Source organism: Cohnella lupini, assembly GCF_003386205.1.
In the GTDB taxonomy this organism is placed as follows: Bacteria; Bacillota; Bacilli; order Paenibacillales; family Paenibacillaceae; genus Cohnella; species Cohnella lupini.
On the sequence record NZ_QRDY01000019.1, the window covers coordinates 12,687 to 32,951 of the forward strand.

At 47.9% G+C, this 20,265-nt stretch carries 14 protein-coding genes; 3 read left to right on the top strand and 11 right to left on the bottom strand.

Annotated features, from left to right (window positions below):
- Positions 1–67: 67 nt before the first annotated feature.
- From DFP95_RS22525 to DFP95_RS22555, 7 genes are all read right to left on the bottom strand, one after another.
- Entirely contained in the window at positions 68–1,186 is a 1,119-nt protein-coding gene (locus tag DFP95_RS22525) for an oxidoreductase (protein WP_115994950.1), read from the bottom strand.
- A 294-nt stretch (positions 1,187–1,480) separates the two neighbouring features.
- Positions 1,481–1,813: a winged helix-turn-helix transcriptional regulator gene (locus DFP95_RS22530; RefSeq protein WP_115994951.1), complete on the bottom strand. Its 333-nt coding sequence runs from the start codon at positions 1,811–1,813 to the stop codon at positions 1,481–1,483.
- A gap of 177 nt (positions 1,814–1,990) precedes the next feature.
- Entirely contained in the window at positions 1,991–3,667 is a 1,677-nt protein-coding gene (locus DFP95_RS22535; protein WP_115994952.1) for a M56 family metallopeptidase, read from the bottom strand.
- A gap of 9 nt (positions 3,668–3,676) precedes the next feature.
- Positions 3,677–4,030, bottom strand: coding sequence for a BlaI/MecI/CopY family transcriptional regulator (locus DFP95_RS22540; RefSeq protein ID WP_245987875.1), 354 nt, complete (start codon positions 4,028–4,030; stop codon positions 3,677–3,679).
- A gap of 296 nt (positions 4,031–4,326) precedes the next feature.
- The gene (locus DFP95_RS22545; protein ID WP_181907565.1) at positions 4,327–5,688 is read right to left on the bottom strand and encodes an FAD-dependent oxidoreductase; all 1,362 of its coding nucleotides are present in this window, start codon (positions 5,686–5,688) and stop codon (positions 4,327–4,329) included.
- Between the two features lie 4 nt (positions 5,689–5,692).
- Complete coding sequence (locus tag DFP95_RS22550; RefSeq protein WP_245987877.1) at positions 5,693–6,211, bottom strand: PadR family transcriptional regulator; 519 nt, start codon at positions 6,209–6,211, stop codon at positions 5,693–5,695.
- A gap of 188 nt (positions 6,212–6,399) precedes the next feature.
- Complete coding sequence (locus tag DFP95_RS22555) at positions 6,400–6,864, bottom strand: DUF4871 domain-containing protein (RefSeq protein ID WP_115994956.1); 465 nt, start codon at positions 6,862–6,864, stop codon at positions 6,400–6,402.
- Positions 6,865–7,123: 259 nt separating this feature from the next.
- Here DFP95_RS22555 and DFP95_RS22560 point away from each other — a divergent pair, with 259 nt between their 5' ends.
- The 3 genes from DFP95_RS22560 to DFP95_RS22570 all read left to right on the top strand — a co-directional run bounded on the left by DFP95_RS22560 (position 7,124) and on the right by DFP95_RS22570 (position 9,982).
- On the top strand, positions 7,124–7,783 hold the full coding sequence (locus DFP95_RS22560) for a response regulator transcription factor (RefSeq protein WP_115994957.1): 660 nt from the start codon (positions 7,124–7,126) through the stop codon (positions 7,781–7,783).
- Entirely contained in the window at positions 7,780–9,213 is a 1,434-nt protein-coding gene (locus DFP95_RS22565) for a sensor histidine kinase (protein WP_115994958.1), read from the top strand. The genes DFP95_RS22560 and DFP95_RS22565 overlap by 4 nt, the downstream gene beginning before the upstream one ends.
- A 106-nt stretch (positions 9,214–9,319) precedes the next feature.
- Positions 9,320–9,982 carry a hypothetical protein gene (locus tag DFP95_RS22570; RefSeq protein ID WP_115994959.1) on the top strand — a complete coding sequence of 221 codons (663 nt, stop codon included), beginning with the start codon at positions 9,320–9,322 and terminating at the stop codon, positions 9,980–9,982.
- Positions 9,983–10,073: 91 nt separating this feature from the next.
- Here the strand turns inward: DFP95_RS22570 and DFP95_RS22575 are convergent, their stop codons facing one another.
- The 4 genes from DFP95_RS22575 to DFP95_RS22590 form a co-directional block, all read right to left on the bottom strand.
- Positions 10,074–10,574, bottom strand: coding sequence for a DinB family protein (locus tag DFP95_RS22575; protein WP_115995019.1), 501 nt, complete (start codon positions 10,572–10,574; stop codon positions 10,074–10,076).
- A gap of 258 nt (positions 10,575–10,832) precedes the next feature.
- On the bottom strand, positions 10,833–18,416 hold the full coding sequence (locus DFP95_RS22580) for an InlB B-repeat-containing protein (RefSeq protein ID WP_115994960.1): 7,584 nt from the start codon (positions 18,414–18,416) through the stop codon (positions 10,833–10,835).
- A gap of 340 nt (positions 18,417–18,756) precedes the next feature.
- Positions 18,757–19,557 (bottom strand): arsenite methyltransferase, encoded by an 801-nt coding sequence (locus DFP95_RS22585; RefSeq protein ID WP_115994961.1) that lies wholly within the window; start codon positions 19,555–19,557, stop codon positions 18,757–18,759.
- Between the two features lie 68 nt (positions 19,558–19,625).
- Positions 19,626–19,976 (bottom strand): ArsR/SmtB family transcription factor, encoded by a 351-nt coding sequence (locus DFP95_RS22590; protein WP_115994962.1) that lies wholly within the window; start codon positions 19,974–19,976, stop codon positions 19,626–19,628.
- Between the last annotated feature and the right edge of the window lie 289 nt (positions 19,977–20,265).

The following is a 20,265-nucleotide window of genomic DNA, read 5'->3' on the forward strand; positions in this document are numbered from 1 at the left end:
TATGGGCCGTGTTTTTGTTATTTGGGTAATCGGGCGGTCATCACTTGAACAGTGTGAAGATCCGTGGCTATTTATTTTTCACTAAATCATGCCCATACAATTCTTCGTCCTTTAGATTAGGAGTAGGACCCAATATATTTTCTAAAGATGATTCCATCGGAAGACCATTCTCTGCTTTGAAAACCCAGTCATGATTAGCTAGTGCCGCTTTTCCTAGTGAAATCAAATCTGAACCTGCCTCCAGCGCCCTTTCGGCATCCTCTGGCTGATCCAGTTGGCCATTAGCAATAACAGTCGTTTTTCCATATTTTTTCGCTAATTCAGCAAGCGTCGAACCGCTATCCCCGAAGGCCGGTAAAAGGGCATTATATTCAGTGATGTGGATATAATCCGGCTTTTCTGCGCCAATGGCTTCGAAAATGGTTCTTGCGTCTTCTTCACCATTCGCCCACTTGTGCACAAAGTAATTGGCTTTAGCTTGCGAAATTCGAACGCCGACAACAAAACGTTGACCCACTTTTTGCTTGACGGCTCTAATAATTTCGGTTGTAAAACGTACACGGTTCTCAGTTGATCCGCCATATTCATCTTGACGTAGATTTGTGAAATCCGTCAAAAATTCGTCCACTAAATAACCGGCAGCCGCGTGAATCTCTACCCCGTCGAACCCTGCTTGTTCGGCTCTTAAAGCTGATTCCGCAAAACCGGCTATGATAGCTTTGATTTCTGCTAGTGTAAGTTCCTTCGGAGTTAAATACTCGCCGCCATTACCTCCAAATGCTTGTGGTTGCTCACCGTGAGGCTTCACAACCGAAGGAGCCACTGTCCCCTCTTTATAAATATTACCAATAGAGAGAGCCCCAGCATGGGCAATTTGCAATATAATTTTACCACCCTTGGCATGAACAGCTTCAGTTACTTGTTTCCAAGCTCCGACATGCTCAACATTTGCGATTCCTGGTTGATGACTATATCCTTGACTGTATTCTTCATCTGGGTATGTTCCTTCGGTAATCATAAGACCAAACCCACCCGCAGCATAGCTTTGATAATACCGCGCCATTCTATCGTTTGCATTTCCATTCTTTTCGGCAGATATGCGAGTCATCGGGGCAACTACTGCTCGGTTTTTCAAGGTAAGACTTCCTAGATTATAGGTTGAAAGAAGTTTTTTAGGTGTTGTCATGAAAAGTATCTCCTTTGATGCCAAAAGTTATTTTTCCAAAAAAATGATTCGTAATATATCCTAAGTCGGGAGCCGAACCGTAAATTTCCTCGGCACTAGCGTCCCCCTCTAAGTCACCAAGTATGTGAAACAAACAGTGGTTATGCTTTTGTGGCCACGAGAGTCATTATGGGTTATATGTTTCTAAATGAAAAGTACTTACCTTCTGGTTACATAGTAACTGAAAGGTGATATTTTATGCCTAACGCATCAAATGATTGATATGGAATAACATTCCAATTCTTATCGCCTTGATTATTTGAGACTTTCGTTTTCAAGTGTTTTCTGCGAATAATCTTTTCCCCAAGCGCATAATGCCCTTAGCATAGGTTCGAGAGTCTGACCAATTTCCGTTATTGAATATTCGACTTTAGGTGGTCTCTGATTATACACCTTTCGACTAATCAGTTTATCGTGCTCTAACTCCTTAAGGCTTTGGATGAGCATTTTCTGCGAAATGGATTGCAGAAGCGTTTTCAGTTCCCCGGTTCGTTTAGGACCTTTTATTAAAAAATATATAATCAACGGCTTCCATTTTCCACCAATGAAATCCAAAGTTATTTCTAAATCACAAACATAAGTTTTCATTTCTTATATAACATCTCCTGAACTTAGTTTTCATCATTAATCGATGTATAACGGTATCCTTATCAAATGGCAGTCATTCGACATTTTTGCCGGAAGTGAAGAACTTGATCCCTGGGATGTCGAATCAGACTACCTAAGTTAAATAATTGGGGTATTTAGCGGTTCTGTTAATAGTTATTATTTCGTGACGATAAAGTTAGGGATATTTTTTTCAAGATATTTAATTCTTTCCGAATAATCTTGTTTTGCAAAAGTTTCCGAAAGTATATGGCTCGACACTAACAAGTCATAAAATGATTTCAGCATCTGGGCTGATATAGCGGAAGTAATCATCATTCTTTGACCGTCGATCAGGACGGAAGATAATTGTTCAGGCTGTATAAGTTCAATCTGTACGCCGTTCCTGTCGATTATGAAATACATCTCCTTTACGTTTTCAAACACTAAATGATTTACTTCTGCCCCGTTTGCCAAGCGACTCTGAACTTCTTCCATGGAATAGCCCGGAATCGGATCATTGATCAGCAGCCATTTTGCAAAATCTTTTGCATCGACTTCATCTGTATCGTATTTTTTCCAAACCTCGCCATTATCTTTGCTTATCTGTATTGTGTTATCCCTCATGACACGAAGATATATTTCGTTGTCCATATAAACTGCACGATACTTGGATTCCATAAGGCTGTCTATCAACTTCGGCACATCATATTTCTTGTTGTATGTTAAATCGTGCGGCATTAAATCTGTAATGGTGGCACCTTGAGATAATACGGGCACTACATTCGTAGTGATGGCACCATGAGATAATGCGGGCACTATTTCGGCTGAAGGTTCGGCTGCAGCACTGTCGACATCCGTAACAGCTTCCGTTTTATCCCAAGCAGAAGTCGCGAAGATGGTAACGACACCGGCTACAAGCCCAATAGCGAGCAGCATCGTGGCGATCGTGATTTTCTTGGTTTTCATAATCGATATAATCCTTTCTTCGGTCGAGTTTTTGGAAAAGCTACTCATCATCGGCGACAAACCGATTTTCTTTTCTTCCAAACGTACAATTGCCCTAGCATAGGTAGGTTTCGTGTTTTCTCCGAATTTCCGTATGACTGTTTCATCACAGAATAGCTCGATATCACGGTTGGCAAGAATATACATGACCCATACTAAAGGGTTGAACCAATGGACGCATACGCTAGCGGCAAGAATCCATTTTGTTAATGTGTCGAACCGCTTGATGTGCGTAAATTCGTGGGTCAGGATAAGCGCAAGTTGTTCCTCATCGTCATAATCTAAATTTTTCGGCAAGAGTACAACAGGTCGAAAAATACCGTATGTAAGCGGAGTTGAAATATGATCTAGTTGCCTGATTTGAACATTTCGCCATAACAAATTTGAATGCTGCCATTTTCTTATAAAATCATTTCTATTAGGAACAGCCATTTTGTAGATTTTGCGATACCTTAAATGCGGAATGATAAAAAATAAAGCACATAACGTAAAACCAACTAACCACACCCATACAATTGGCGATATTTGTGAAGCCGTCTCCAATGGCATAATCGGCGCGGTCAAATGTTCCGTAATTGGTGGCATGATTACCGTAGTTCCATTAATAAATGTTGAACTTTCCGACGTAGAAATCAATTTGGGCACTGTGAACATTCTGCTTAAATGTTCCGCTGCGGTAAAAATGCTAAATGGCGATTGAACTGTAACAGGCACAAGCAATTGAACTAGCGCAACAGCCCAAAGAAACATAAAGGTCATTTTAGGCAGCCTGTGAATAAGCAAGGAACGTAAGAAAATAACTGCAAGTATAAAGACGGAAGCCGAGATACTTAGTTGAAGTAACGACATTCCCTCACCTCATTCCATGCTATCGATAAGACGTTTCAAGCGGCTAATTTCTTCTGTCGACAGTCGTTTCTGTCCCAACAATGAAGCAATCAGTCTGTCGGGGGCGCCATCATACATTTTATTAATCAGTTCCGTTGTTTCGTGTTCTTGCGCCTGCTCTCGAGTAACAACCGCATGGCAAACGAAATTAGGCTCATGCCGCTCTATCGCCCCTTTATCAAGGCATCTCTTGATAATGGTGTACGTTGTTGTTTTACTCCAACCTACTTTTTCTTTTGTCATTTCCGCAATTCTCTTTGCGGGGGTATCGCCATCTCTCCACAAGATTTCCATGATATTAAGTTCGCTATCGAATAGTTTCATAATCAACTGAATACACCTCGTTCATCATTATTCTACTGCTGTAGAATCATATTTCATTATTCTACTGTAGTAGAATCATTATGTCGAGCGGCTTCGTGCTAGACCCATGTATAGTTTTTTTCGACAAAAAATAATCCCCTCACGGTAAACAGGTTTTATTGCACCTGTCTACCTTAAGGGGAGCATATCATAAGCCGGCAGCCTCGTTCAGATTGAATATTGAGCTATAGTATCCGTTTGGAGTTCAACGAATATTAGAAATCAGCTGTTGCTGTTGAGTACCAAACAACACTATGCTACTGCCCAACTTGCTCCCGAGCTTGATCGGACCACCGGTCGTTGAACACCGCACGCCGCAGCGGGGGCAAAGCTCCGCATAGCCTCAGGAAGCCCTTGCCCGTAATCCGAGCAAGGCGGCCGGCCAATGCCTGCTTTGTATTGCGCATCGAATCCTTAACGGCGGCAAAGCCATACTCCAACATCAGTGCCTCATAACTGTGAATGGCCTGAACAAGGGAGTGTTCTCCTTGCTTAACGCCAATCAGTTTGCGGCAGAGAAGACTTGCGTCGCGCAGTGCGGTATTGGCCCCAATGCCCCCAGCTGGGGTCATACTGTGAATCGCGTCTCCAAGCAGAGTAACATTCGTGCTCTCCCATGGCTTTATCGGAACGGAAGTTTTAAACTCGAATGCCTGGATCGTGTCGGTGCTCGTCTCAACAATCATCTTACGTAAGTCCGGATGCCAGCCTTCGATCAACTGGCCGACTAACTTTTGCAAAGCTTTACCTTGCCCGTTGGCGGCTTCAATTGTATGGTCATCTCGGCGGGTGATGAACGCCCACAGAATATAGTCCTTGTTTTCAAGGCTACGGAAGAGCTGATCAGGGTCCAGACCTGCGGCTCTGACCTTGTCCCCGAGCAACTTCAGCGCTTCCTCGGGCTTGCGCCGCCGGTTAAAGATGGCGGTGAACAAAAAGTGCTTCGGACCCAAGATTACGTTCATCCCGTTCGTAATGCGGTTTGGCAGCCAAGCCCGAGAAAGATCATTCAGTTCGAGCTTGCCGCCTATGCCGACGGCGCCAGTGTCAACTCGCTCAGCCTTTGGAAGGTATTGGCGGCGTACCCTGGAGTTTGCGCCGTCTACGCCAACAAGCAGATCGCCGTTCGCCGTAGTACCGTCTGTGAAGACTGCAGTGACCCGTCCGTTTGATAATTGTTCGTATCGGCTAAACTCTTTGTCAAAGTGTATCACATCGTCTAGTCCTGCCAACAAAATCTGGCGCAGGGTGAGCCTACTAACCGCGTGGTGGCCTCCTGCCGGATCGTTCGCCTCCCCCTTAACGATTTCATCTTCAACAAGCACTAGCTTCCGCAGCTTTTCGTCCAGGAACCCGAAACCGTCGCCTGGATCACCTGCAGTGAAAACAAAAGCATCCCAAAGCGCAGGTGGAAGACAACTGTGCAGTGCCTGGCTTCCGGTCGGGTCAATATGAATACGATAGCCCTGTTCGCGGGCTGTTGGCGTGCGGTCCCTCTCGTAAACCGCTACGCTAATACCGGCTTGCTTCAGTCCTTGGGCTAGGCACAGTCCACCAATTCCGCCGCCGATAATGAGAACATGCTGCGGCATAGGATTAAGCACGGATAAATTCGACATCAAACTAACCCCCGATCTGATTCCGTATATTTTGAACATACTCAAGATCGGACTTCCAAAAATTAATGTTTCGATTCATGACAGTAATGACCGAACTCAGTTGACCATCGCTATTTTGAAGCCTTTGTTGAAGATCATCTAATTCACTCTGAATATAGAACACGTGAGTTTGGCAGTAGTTGATGTAATGATCCAGCAAATAAGTACGCTGTTCTTGCGTCAGCAAATCAAAAAAAATGATTTTGTACCAAAATAATTTCTGGTACTCCCCCTGATTGGAAGTGGTGTCCATAATCACATCGAAAAAGTGTTTTTGACCTGATTCTGTTATTTGAAACATTCGTTGCCTATCTTCATTCGGAGCACCGGCAGGCGTAATGAAAGCCTGTTGTTCCAGCTTTGCAAGCAAAGGATATAGACGTCCGCTGCTGAACTTGGTATAAGGTCCGACAATATCATTAACAATCTTTGAAATCCGGTAACCATGCATGGGGTAACGCATGAAGAAACCTAAAACAATCATTTCGTACACCAGTAATTGATCTCCTTTCCATTCAACTCACATTTTAATAAGACATTATGATATATCATGATGATATAATAAAATGAACTTAAGATAAAGTCAATGGGCGCTGTACCAAAGCTCGTCGCTTGAGAGCGTTGAACTGACTGCTTCCCGTTGATATTGTATCGTTGTACTATCGTTCCTCGTTAGCGTGTCACCAACTTCGAATGAACTTCAACAACAATACTGCCGAAAAGCTTTTCTCCTACATAGGCATCTAATCGCCATAAACCTGGAGATGGCAATGACATCGATGAGGGTTTATGTCCGTCTGCACCGTTATTAGGTTGACCTATTCCTCCCAAAGCATTAAAGACGAGTATACTTTCTCCTGTTTTCATACTTGTACCGATCACCACAAAGGAACCTTTAAGTTCTTCGGGTTTTCCCCAAAAGTGCCACATGTATTTTTGTTTTTTATTTGGATAAAACCGTGACACTTCCCCATCATCATATATAAATCCGATTTTGCCTTCTTCTCCAATCAGGGTATAGCTACCTGATTTAAACAAAGAACTTGCTTTCCAATCCTTGTTTTCAAGAACGGGTTTATCCTTTGCGCATCCCGATAAGGACAGCATTATTAAGATAACAGACAATAATAATCTCATTTTAATCCTCCTCTTACATGTTTTAGTCAATTCATTAATTATACAGCGTTTTCCACTAATCTGTCTGTTAGTCGAGGTCCGACATTTTTTACTGCTCTCCCATTACCCATAGGAAAGAAATTTTAGTAGAGATATTTTACAACTATTTTACAAATTGGAAATCGACGTACGCTGTTTTGGTGAGATATAATTTAATGTACTCTTTTATTACACATACTAATAACATGCACTTACATCTGTTCCCAGTATAGAGGTTGATATGGAGAAAATATTAATTGTTGAAGATGATGTGGCGGTATCTGATCTGATCCGGTTGAATCTTGAGATTGCGGGTTATGACAGTAGACAAGCCTTCAATGGCTCAGAAGCACTACAACTAATTGCTGGCTATGCGCCGAATTTGATTTTGCTGGACGTTAATCTACCAGATAAAGACGGGTTTGAAATAATGGGAGAGCTTAAGTCTTGCAATCTCCCCGTAATTCTCCTAACCGCCCGGGGTAGCGTTGCAGATAAAGTTAAGGGTCTGAGGATGGGAGCCGACGATTATATCGTGAAGCCCTTCGAATCCATGGAACTTATTGCGCGAATCGAAGCCGTACTCCGGCGGTACGGTGTGAAGCACGATCAATTGGTGTTCGGCGAACTTGAGGTCAATCTGGAAGAACGCATAGTGCGTAGCGGGAATTTGGTAATCGACCTTACGATGAAGGAGTTTGAGCTCCTTATCCTCCTCATCCGCAACAAGAATAAAGCCATGTCCAGAGAGCGCATGCTTGAACTGGTATGGGGGTACGAATATATTGGAGAGACACGCACAATAGACATTCATATCCAGAAAATCCGTAAGAAGCTTAAGCTGGAAGATCACATCAAAACCGTTTATAAATTCGGATACCGGCTGGAGGACCATAAATGAAGTTATGGCACAAGGTATTTCTCTGTACCTTCCTCCTCTTCGAGGTGCTGTTTAACGGCGCCTCATTCTATCTTATCGAACACAATTTCAACAGAAATCTGAAAGCCGAAATCGATCGCGGTTTGACCGAGCGACGCGCCATAGCTTCGCAAATGCAGTCCGACTGGTCTTACGTCCTTTCGCTCAGCAATAATTTGGGCGTCAAGACCGATGACTCGATCCAATTGATCCGGAACAATTCTCAGAAATATATACGCACTTTCGATAACGACAGGGTTTTTCTGGAGATTAGTGATTCTGCTCAAATAGAGGTTTTTAATAATTTCAATAGACGAATAAACGGCAAACGACCAGAGCTAGATGCCCCCTCTTCTGATCGGCCGGTGTACATTCTACGTGATATCGGCAAGCAAACGTATCTGTTCGTAACCGGCAAACTGATGCTCGGCGGGACAGGTTTTACCATGAGTTATATTCGGGACATCTCTGGAGTATACAGCGACAAATCCGCACAGTTCCGTTTGTTTTTTCAAATAAACATCATTATTACCTTTATTTTGGGGGTCGGCTTATATTGGGTCATCCGATATTTGACTCGCTCGATCCGATCGCTAACGCAGTCGGCTCAAACAGTTGCGCGTGGTCTTTATTCGCAAAGGGTCCGCGTACACTCGGATGATGAAATCGGCATTCTGGCGCAAAATTTCAATCGGATGGCCGATGCTGTCGAGGAAAAAGTGATTGAGCTTGAGGTGACAGCGATGCAACGCCAGAAATTTATAGATGTTCTTACTCACGAGCTGAGGACGCCGCTAACCTCGATTATCGGGTATGCCGATTTGTTGCGCACAACGAAATATAATGAGGAAGTCTTCTTCAAGGCGATGAATTATATTTACTCCGAGGGTAGACGGCTGGAGAGCTTATCCTTTAAGCTGATGGATCTCATTCTCATTGGGAACGAAATGCCAAAGCTTAAACAGCAGGATATCATGCCGCTATGTCTTGACGTAGAGGAAGCCCTTCAGCCCCGATTAGAGAGATTAAAACTAACGCTGGTTCTGTCCATAGAGCCATATAGGCTGTTTACCGAAAAAGATCTGTTCATGCTGCTCTGCACCAATCTGCTGGACAACGCGATAAAGGCCTCGCGCGATGGCGGAAGAATCTATCTTAGAGGCTATCTCGTTGATCATCATTACTACGCAATTGAAGTAGAGGACGAAGGAATCGGTATTCCGGAGCAGGATGTGCCTAAGGTTTTCGAGCCTTTCTTTATGGTGGATAAAGCTCGGACACGTTCGCAGCACGGTGCTGGTCTGGGACTTGCCATCTGCTCCGAGATCGTAAAGCTGCATGAGGGTAGAATCGAGATCACCAGCCGGGAAGAAGTCGGTACGCAAGTAAAAATACTGTTCCCTCATATTTAACAACTAATTTACAACTTTTCGATAGTTCTGAGATAACGCTTTTTTATAGTAAGGAGGCAAGAAGGAATCGGATTCCGAACTCAATCTATTAAACGGAGGGAATAACATGAGATCAAGCAAATCAAGCAGCGTTAAAAAAATATCGGGTATGGTGGTGGCTTCGGCTATAGTCATCGGCAGTCTCGGCTCCATTGCAGCTTATGCGGCCAACAGCAACGACGCTGTACCTAAAAATGTCTTGCTTACCGCCCCAGAAACGTCAACGTCACCTTCGGCAACGGCGGTTGTGGAACAGGCGCCAGGCAACATCGAACATGTCTTCTCGACCTATGTAGAGGTTGACGGTAGCAAATTTTACGAAAACGAAAGCTGGTACAATACGAAAACCAAGAAGCTACGCGCCGATCACAGAGAATACACGGCCGACCATAAACTTCTCCTGCAAAATAGCACTTATGAAAACGGAAGTGATTCGTCACCGTGGACCTTTAAAGCAAGGAAAGCGAACTTGGAAAGAGCCGAATGGATCCATGTCGGCACCGCAACCTCCGAGGACGGCAAGGAGCTGGAGAAGCTCTCCCTGAACCTCGACACGGAGTCCATACTCATGTATGTCGACAAAGAAACGGGACTTCCGGTGAAAGACGAATTGTTTAAGGTTTCGAACGGACAAGCAAAGCTGTTCAGCAACAGCACCGTCACTTATGATTATCTCAACGATGATGGAAAGATCTTTAATACGGACGGAGTAACTCTTACCCAAAATTAGGTAATACTGAATATTTGGATATTCAAAAAGATAACTCGGATTTGTACAGAACCCACCCTTCTGCCGCACTCGGTATGCGGAAGGGTGGGTTTTATGAATTGGCTTCATCATCGGCCGAGGGCCCGTAGACTCCCGGTACCGGAATATCAAGAAGCCGTAAGTAAACCCCTAACTGCGCACGGTGGTGGATCATGTGGTTTAATCCGAAAGTACGTAGCGCGATCGCCCGCGATTGGCGAAGAATAATAACATCGCCATTCCTCAACGTCCATTCCTCTCCGAGCGTATTCTCATCGCATTCGGCGAACAGTGTATTAAGTTTGATCACGTTCGCATCGAATTCCTCAAGAACGTCTTCAGGTTTATCCAGAGGTTTCCGCTTAGACGGCACGGTGGATAGATCGAATTCCAGGTCACGAAGAATAGCGACTTGCCAGTTCAGCAGGTTGATCAGATGTGTAGCCAATCCGCCCAACGCCATCGATTTCAAGTGCGGCTTCCACGTCATATGCTCTTCGGGTAAGCATTCCAGAATGCGTCGCGTCAAGGTTAGCTCATGGATAGCGTCACCGATGATCATTTGTTTCCACATATTTCCCTCTCCTCCCATTACGAGGTGTCTCCTATTACTAAAACTTCGCTTCGGCCTCTATGGTTTCCTTCATAATTTCCGCACCGCGGTGCATTCGAGCCTGAATTTCTGCGGCAAACGATGAGTTCGCGAACCCTATTGCCATTCAATTCGGTATTGGACATTCTCTTCTCTTGTATCTGTAAGGAAAGTTCGTCGATGATACACAAACGGTGCCTGCTTCCAAAGAAGCGGCACCGTTTGTGTATTCAAGCTTTACTAAACTACCGTGAGCGTCATCTTGGCGGTTTTGGTTTCGCCGGCATCATTGATCAGTATGGCTTCGTAAACGTAAGTTCCCGGAGCTTTCCCTGAAATCGTTGTCGATGCCGATTGCGCGTTTGGAGTACGGTCAACCAGACTTTGCGAATCGATTCGAATGCCATTCTCATACAGCTCATAACTTGTCGCATTCGTGCCCCACCATAAATTCATGGATACATGAAAGCTGCCGTCTTGGTCCCAGTTATCGTTCGACAACACGGCTTGCCCCGGCGATGCATCCGTTACGGTAACGGTCATCGGCGTGCAGGATGTCGAACCGTATGAATTGATCAGCTCGCATGTGTAGACGTAAGTGCCATTCTTTCGAGCGGTAATTGCTGAGTCCACTGTTTGTGCGCCCGGAGAGTAATCGGATAAGTTCACGGTGCGAATAATCGTTCCGTTCTCGTAAAGCTTATACTTCGTGCCGTTATTGCCCCACCATAGGTTCATCTTCACCGTGTACGTTCCGTCTCTTAGCCCCGTATCGTATCCATTGTCGTTCGATAGATCTGGCTTGCCAGGCGCAGCACTCGCATGGTCGGTCGATGGCGTCAGATCGATCGAGAATGAAAGCGATTTCGGATTCTCCTCGTTCCCTTCGCGGTCGACGCTCCAATACCGAACGGTATGATTTCCTTCCGTCTCAATCGTCGTTTGGGTCCCGATTACCGGCTCGTTATCGTCAATTTGATAATAAGTCGAAGCAACGCCGGAGTCTTCATCGGACGATACGAAGGCGATCTGGACGGCCGATCGGTACACTCCCTCCTTCAGATCTCCGGAGGGCACGGCTGACGTAATCGGCGGAACTTGGTCAGTGGCAGGCTCGCCTACCACGCCTTGGTAGAAGACGATGTTGTCGAAGTACCCTTTGCCACCGGCGGCAGTCGCGCCAAGCTTTAACATCAGCTGTACGCTTCCGGTAACGTTCGCGTCGCAAGGACCGGCAGCCACGGAGACGTTGTCCAGATAGAGCGTAAAGTTCCATTTCGCGCCGTCGTGGGTAAACTCCACTTTGAAATGATGCCAAGCATCTTTCGAATAATACTTATTGCTCCAAGTGTTCCACGAACGCAGATTCAAATCGCTGCCCTGCGCCGGGCCGTCGCTATCATAAAATCTCTCGCTCCACCCGAGATAGAGAGCGTTTCCGGTATTTACGCCGCTGCCTCTAAAGTCATATTCCAGGGTGTAGTTAACGTTCGGCTCAAGCGTAATCGCGGGAAATTGATACATGCTATTGCCGTCGGTCTGAGTGATCTCAAGCACCTTGCCGCCCACTCCGCCCGGAGCGGCAACAATCGCGCTACCGGTGCCGGCCCATCCGATAACCTCGTTGGGAGCGCTGTACGGGTCAAAATTTTCCTCAAGCAGGACAGCGTAGTCATCCTCAAACTCGGCCGTTACGGTGATATCTCTGGCTGGCATAATAAATGCGAATTTGTTGCTGCCGACAGGCGTTAACGCGACTTCCATGCCATAACCGTCGATCGTGGCTACGATTTTCTTAAGTCTGTAGCCGTCCTCGCGGGTTATGGTCAACGTGACGGTATCGCCTTCGGCCGCGGTTTCCTTGTCAGTAGAGACAGAGCCTCCATTGACCTCACCGGGCAGCGTGACCGCGTACTCGACCCCCGACTTCTCGCCTTGGTAGAGCTTGACGTTGTCGAAGTAGTTTAACCCGCCAGCCCCGCCAACCTTCAACATCAGTTGCTGGTTGAGAGAGACCGCGCCGTTTACATCGTTATCGTCTACGAGCACGCCATCCAGGAAGATTCTTACGCTCCACTTCGCGCCGTTGTGTTTGAACTCCGACTTGAAATGGTGCCACGAGTCTTTCGTATACGACTTTGCGATCCAGCTCTGCCACATGCGCAGATGCAACTTGCTTGCATCGCCGCCGCCGTCGCTGTCATAAAATCTCTCGCTCCACCCGACATACAGAGCGTTTCCGGTGCTCGTGCCACTGCCCATAAAGTCATATTCTAAGGTGTAGTCGATCCCCGACTCGAACGCGATCGCGGGGAATTGATACAAGCTATTGCCGTCGGTTTGCGTGATCTGAAGCGCCCTGCCACCCACTCCGCCCGGAGCGGAGACGATCGCGCTGCCGGTACCGGCCCATCCCATCACCTCGCCCGGAGCGCTGCGCGAATCGTAGTTTTCTTCATACAGGACCGTGTATTGAACCTCATGTTCCTCGAACGCAGCCGTTACGACGACATCGTCGTCGGGCATGAGGTATACGTGGCTACCACCGGCTATCGCCTGCTCCACGTCGTTGATCTTGAGCCATGACAGCGTATAGCCGTCGTCCGGGGCTATGGTCAGCGTGACGGTTTCGCCTTCCGTAGCCGTAGACTTGTCTGCTGTGACCGAACCTCCGGCGATCTCTCCGGGTACCGTGATACTGTGCGGCGTCTCCATGCCCTCTTGCTGACCCTGATAGAGGAGGAAGTTGTCGTAATACGCTTTGCCGCCTTCATCGCTAAGGTAGCCGTTCTTCAGTTTTACCGTCTGGCTCCCGGTAGCGGTAGCGCTAGCGACGGGACCGTTAGCCATAAGGACGTTGTCGATGTAGAGCGTAAACGACCATTTCACGCCGTCGTGCCTGAACTGCATTTTGAATTGATGCCATTGGTTATGGGTATAAGTCTTCGCGCTCCAGGTGCTAGCCGAACGCACGTTCATCATGCCGTCCACCGGAGCGTCGCCGTCGAAGAGCCTTTGGCTGTCGTTAAAATAAAAGCTGGTTCCGTCGATGCCGCCGTCGCCCCTAAAGTCGAATTCAAGGGTATAGTCGACGCCCGACTCGAAGGAGATCCCGGGGAATTGATACAGGTTATTGCCGGCGCCCTGCGTAATTTCGACCGCCTTGTCGCCCGCGTCACCCTGTGGACGAGCGACGATCGTCGCTCTATCGCCGGCCCATGCCCCTCCGCCGACACTGTTTCTGGCGTCGAAGTTCTCGTCGTACAGGACTGCGTATTCGTCGTCGGCCCCTATCTCGATGAACGAAACCGTCACGGTGACGTCTTCGTCGGGCATGGCGAACAGGTACTTGCTATCGCCGAGACTGGTCAAGCCTGCGGTGCTGCCATTGACCTTGAGCGAGCCAAGCTGCATTTGGTATTCGGGGTTCGGAGCAACGGTGAGGGTGACCAGCTCGCCCTCTGTCGCATGAGCTTTATCGGAGGTGACGTTTCCGTTCACCGTCTGGCCGATTGTAACGTTGCGAGTCGTAGGCTCTGGATTATCACCCGTGTTCACCATGACGAACACCGGTTTTTCGGTGACTCTTACTGTTACCTTTCCGTCGGATAACTGAGACAATATTGATGTGGAGGATCCGGTCTCGCTATCGCGCACCAGCTCGACCAGCGTTATATCCTCGATATCCGTTTGAGGGATTACGGAAAGATCAAGCTCATAATCGACATAGTTGCCGTCAACATCGCCCTTGGAGGTTCCCAACCAGAGCGCGTAGCCTTTGCCGTTATTCTTGTCTTGTTCGTCTTTCCCGATGTTCTCGTCTTCGTAGCCGAACTGAAGGACGTTTAGCGCGTTTTCGGGCGTAGTATTGTTATTGGTGAAGGCGTTGCCCGATGGATCCCATGCTTCTACTTTTTTGGTATAGGCGGGGGTTTCCACTTCCTTCTCGAAGCGCATATCGCCCAGCCAGTTCCGCATGGCCGTTACATAGTACCATGCGGGTTTCTTGGCGGTCGGACCCTCGCCCAGCACTTCTTGGGTATCCAGATAGCCGCTGGTATTGAACTTTCCGGCGGTACCCGTTCCCGAACCGCGCAGCATGAACTGCTGGGCGCGATCCACGCCCCAGGACGCCAGGAGCAGGAATTCCCTGACCATCCAGCGGCCTTGCATCTCGAAACCGCCTACTACGTTCTGCAAGGTTGCCGGATTGTCCTTTCCGGGGAAGCTGGGATAAAGATTCGAATTCAATTCGAGCTCGGCGTTGACGCCGGGATAATAAACCTGATTCGCTTTGGCGGTGGTCGCCGTGCCTTGGGCGCTGTCCCAGCCCAGCTCGGAAAGCCATACCTCGGCGTTCGGATAATACAGCGCCCGAAGATTCATGACCCACTTCATGCCGTACTCCAGTGGAACATCCTGGTTCCATGTCTGGTTGGTCCACTGGTCTTCCTCGGGCGCCACGCCGCCTATCGGCCGGCCGTTCGCGACGTCCTTGGAGTCGGGGGTGTAGTGATGCACGTTCAGCACGTCTACCGGGAACTGCTCGAATCTGTACAGGAAGTTGGCCTGTTCCTCGGGATTTTCCTCTCCCGAGAGGGCTTCCTCTTTGGTGTAGGGCTTCGTCTTCTCGGTATCGTGTCTCCTGTAGTACGAGCCCCCCTCGAATACATAGTTGATGTCAAGGTAATCGCCCGCGGTTCTGTAGGTCAAGAACCATTCTGTCATCTCTTCCATGAACTTGAGGTCGAGGCCGCCCACGCCCGCGATGGACAGCTTGGCGTTCGGGTCGGCATTCTTTACGCCAACGCCGGAGTACGGCTTGCCGGTTGCGTATTCGGTGTAGATGTAATTCCCGTTCCGGGAGTTAACGGCGATGTCCGTATCGTGCATCCACGCCTTCATGGAGTTCATGTGGCCGTCGTAGTCCGCGCTGGTCATGGCCGCGAACTCATAGCCGTCCACGCCCTTGAGGTTCAATTCGTTGCCGTTCTCGTAAGTCTCGATCAGGTTCAACCCGATTTCCTTGGAGGTGCCGGGGGCGACGTGCACCAGATCCGGATCGATTGTGCCGCCCTCCGCCGTGCTCTTGGCGCTTCCGTATCTAGCGACGTGCTGCCATAAGCTCATGGCATGACCCAAATAGGATTTGGGGTTCTCTAAGTCCCCGTCGCCTTGATAATTGGGCATGTTGTATGCAGGATCCGTTCTATCGGCGTCTCCGACATGCAGATTCTGCAGGCACAGATAGACGATCGCGCCGGCTGCCTTCATGTTTCTGTAGAAGGCGTCAAAAGCGCCCCACGTGTTGACGAACGCCACAAGCGGCTTTTCCGGATCGTCGATCAGGCGCGGATCGTTGTCGCCATAGCCCAAGTCGTTGCCGACCATATATTCCGTCCAAGCCCAAGTGTGGTATTCTCTCGTCGTTCCGCTGACCGGGACGACGTACTCATTGAGGTCGGGGTCGTTAAAAAAGCTGTTGGTGCCGACGAACGTACCGAAGTCGATGCCGAACTCGGGCACCGTCTGAGGTTCTTTGTCCCAGTCTATCGGTACGATGTCCCTTTTGCCGGTATCCGCGACCAGCGGTTCAAGCGGCAGACCGAGAATAACGAACTCGGAAAGATTGACGTCGCGATTGACTGTAATGATATCGTCCGCGAAATTCACGTATTTGTACGTGCCGCCGCTCAGCTTTTCGATTTTGATTTTCGAGGCATTCTTAATCTCATCGTAGATGTAGCCGCCGCCGAAGCTGGCGGGAGTGTCGAGATCCATACGTACCCAGCTGTCGTCATTGTTCATCGCATAGGTGAACAGCTCCACATAATGGTCATCCACGTAGGCGGACACCTTGACGGAACCGCCGGCTACCTGCCATTCGCTGGTCTGATCAGGTATGGCATCCGATGTGGAGCCGTACTCCGCACCGTCAAAGAACCACATCTCCTGAAGCGTATGCTTCTGATTGAGTGCGATCTCTAGCGTGCCGCTGCCGCCCTCTCCCGTTCTCCACACGCTGTCGTTGGTTGGAAGCGCTTTCTCTTCTTCGGTAAGTATGGGCTTGAAGCCTTCCGGAGCCGCTGCGCTGATCTCTTCGAACATCGTGAAGTCCTTGTAGTTCTCGTACCCGTCGAATAGCAAGTATGGCGATCCGTCGCCCTCGGCCTTGCCGTCGTTGCCCAGCCACGATCTCTGAACCGCCGCCACCGTGCTGCGGGTGATCGGCTTGCCGAGCATGACGAAGCTCGAAAGGTTTACGTCGGTGTCGAAGTTTCTGTATACGTCGGCTCCTTCCCACCAGTGGTATTTATTCTCGCTCACCTTTTCGATTTTGATTTTCGAGACTCTCTTGATTTCCTCGTAGCTAAGGCTGGTATGGTTGGAGTAATCGCTAAGATCGCTGAGGTCTACCTGCACCCAGCTGTCATCGTTGTTCATGTCGTAGGAGAACAGTAGCTCATACCTCTCCGCGTCTTCCAGATAACCGTAAACATTGATAGATCCGCCGATGACCTCCCACTTGCTGCCCACGCCTTCAGGATCGTTCGGGACGTCGGGCACGGGGTTATCCGGATCCGTGAAGTTCCAATACGCCGAGGGACGGTAAGCTCCTCCGTCGAAGAACCAAAGCTCCTCAAGTTCATGCCGCTGTTTCAGCTCGATCTCGAGCACTCTGTTCGTGTTCCATGCTCCTCCGGCTCCTGATCGCCACACCTTGTCGGTATTGCCGTTCGGGATCAGCTTGTCGGCTTGGCTAAGTATAGGCCAGTAGCCGGACGGACTCGCTGCGTTGATCTGCTCGAAAGTCGTGAAGTCCTTATAGGTCTCGTATCCGCGGAACAGCAGATACGGATTGCCGGAGGTCGTATCCTCGCCTTTCGTGCCCAGCCAGGATCTTTCCACGTCGACAACTTCTGTGTCTCCTATGGCGATCCATCCGTCTTCGGTGACAGCGGTCGTTGCTTTGCTGACGACATTGGATAGAGCGCCGATGTTCGGCACTTCGTCGGAAGCGCGGATCGCGAAGTAATACGTGGTATTGGCCGATAATCCGGTGACGTTATAAGACTCCGTTGTACCCTCGACCGCCGGCGTCGGTTCGCCCATCACTTGCGTGGCGGAAGACCAGTTACCGGTCGTGATCGTCGACGTGCTGTAGCGGATGTCGTAGGACGTCGCCTTGCCGGTCAAGTTGTCGTCGCCCGGAGCCGTCCACGTCAGATTGACGTTTGCGGAGCCCGAAGTCGGAGCGGCCAAGTTGGAGACGGTCGCCGGCTCGGTCGTGTCGCTACTGCCTCCGCCCGAGGGTTCGCCGTAAATCACGATTTCCGAAAAGTTCGTCGTGGTTGTCGTCATACCGACCCGAATATATCGCGTCGTAACGCTGACCGGATGCGCGTTCCACTGCAGGTACTGGGTCAGCGGATCGGTGAACAGCGAGGTCCAATTTCCGGGGCTTCCCGCGTAGATCGTCACGTCGGAATTGCCGGGGCCATCTCGCATATAAATATCGGTCACATCGTAATTCGACCCCAGGTCGATGTACGCGTAGGCTGGGAGAAGCGCGTTGTTCCAGCCCGGCTGCCAGTTGTTCGTCGTCGCACCGCCCGTGCCGCCTCGGGGATCGCCTGATATCGACTGTTCGTCGACAAGCATCGATGCGTCTCCAAGACCGGATTCGTTCGTCACCATGCCCGTGTTCAAAGTGAGCTTCACGCTTGCCGCTTCCGCTCTGTTCGGCGGAGTGACGACAATGCTGCCGACGAGCGTCGCGATCGCCAGCAAGCCGGTTAACCATGCCGATAGACCCTTCTTCAAATCAATTCCCTCCTTTGATTTTAAGAAACATCTAAATCGTATCAATTGGGCCAAGCGGAAGATATCGCGAATCTATGGCTTTCGTATACTATTTTTATCTTAATTCTCATTCGGCAGTAAATTATCGAAGAATAAAGTAAAAGACCGCTCAAGTTCTTTACATCGGCCAATGACAAGAACTTGATCGCATAAATAAAAAGCCGCGATTTACGCGACTTTGATGGAACAATGTTTTTGACTTCCTACAATCACCTTAATTATCTTGAATAAAGTTGTATATTTGTTTGACCTCATGGTATTTATGTTTTTAGAGTCATTGTTCGACAATACAATTTTGATATTAAGGTTTTATTGCCTGTATCACAGCCGATTGAACATAATCATCCAATTTGGTACCAGGCATCCAATCTTTTATGAATGCGCGTGATTCATCTTTTGGTTCGACTTTAATTTCAACGAATCCACTTTCATAAAGCATTTGTTTTACTTCATCTACTGTTGAAGCACCTGATATGCAACTTGCCAAAGAATCTAGATCTCCTTTAATATCGGCTGGCAACTCCGCAGTTGTCACTACATCAGAGATAGCCAATCTACCTCCGGATTTCAGTACTCTAAATGCCTCGTTGAAAACTTGTTGTTTATCGGGAGAGAGATTTATAACGCAGTTCGAGATAATCACGTTGATCGTAGAGTTTGTTATTGGAAGGTATTCAATCTCACCAAGACGGAACTCCACATTGGAATATCCCGTTCTAAGCGCATTACTCCGAGCGCGACTTACCATCTCCGGAGTCATATCGACTCCATAAACCCTACCCCTCTCTCCGACTTGTTTAGAGGCTAAGAAACAATCAAATCCGGCTCCGCTACCCAGATCAAGCACAGTTTCTCCTTCGAGAATAGATGCAATGGATTGCGGATTACCGCATCCTAGACCTAGATTAGCTCCTAACGGAACAGATGAAAGCTCTTCAGATGAATATCCAAGCTTGGATGATACTTCATCTGATGTACCGCAACATCCAGATGTAGATGTGCTAGGCGTGCAGCAACTTTCATCGGAGTTACTTGAGATTGCAATCTGTTTATATCGGTTCCGTACGTGTTGACGTACCTCATCGTTCTGAACTTGACTCATAGAAATCCTCTCCATTCATCAAATTAATTTGATTAATACAGCATTAAAGATCATTAAAGATCATTTCACTAACAACATCCAGTGGGGCGTTCGTCCAATTTGCGGAAAATACAACATAATTCAGGGGATAGTATTCGATTGACCTCATTATGGTTCAATTCATAATAACTCCAAGTCCCTCTTGTTTCGCGGGTAATGAGATTAGCATCCAATAAAATCTTTAAGTGATATGATAATTTGGATTGAGTCATTTCTACGATATCAGTTAGATCACAAACACAAACGCTACCTCTTTGAGTAAGCTCGAACATGATCTGTAATCTTTTTTGATCAGCGAGTGCTTTGAACTTCGCCTCATACTGTGCTAAATCAACTACGGATTTAACTTTTGACTCAATGATGGGCAATTCTTTAATCATATTCATCTGCTCCTTAGCAGCAAACCGCGCAACAAGCAGTGGCAGGTTTCGCTGGAGTGAAAACTTTTGTATTCTTTACCATTTTCTTCGGAATAGTCTTCTGTTTAGCCCACATCCAAGATTTTCGAGCTTCTTTTTCAATTTCTGACTGTTGTTCAAACATTAACATTTCGGTTGAGAACACATTCATTTTGCACGCTCCATACATCAAATTAATTTGATTTATATGAGTATGATAACATGCAAAATAATCCAAATCAATATTAAATCAAATTAAATTGATTTAATT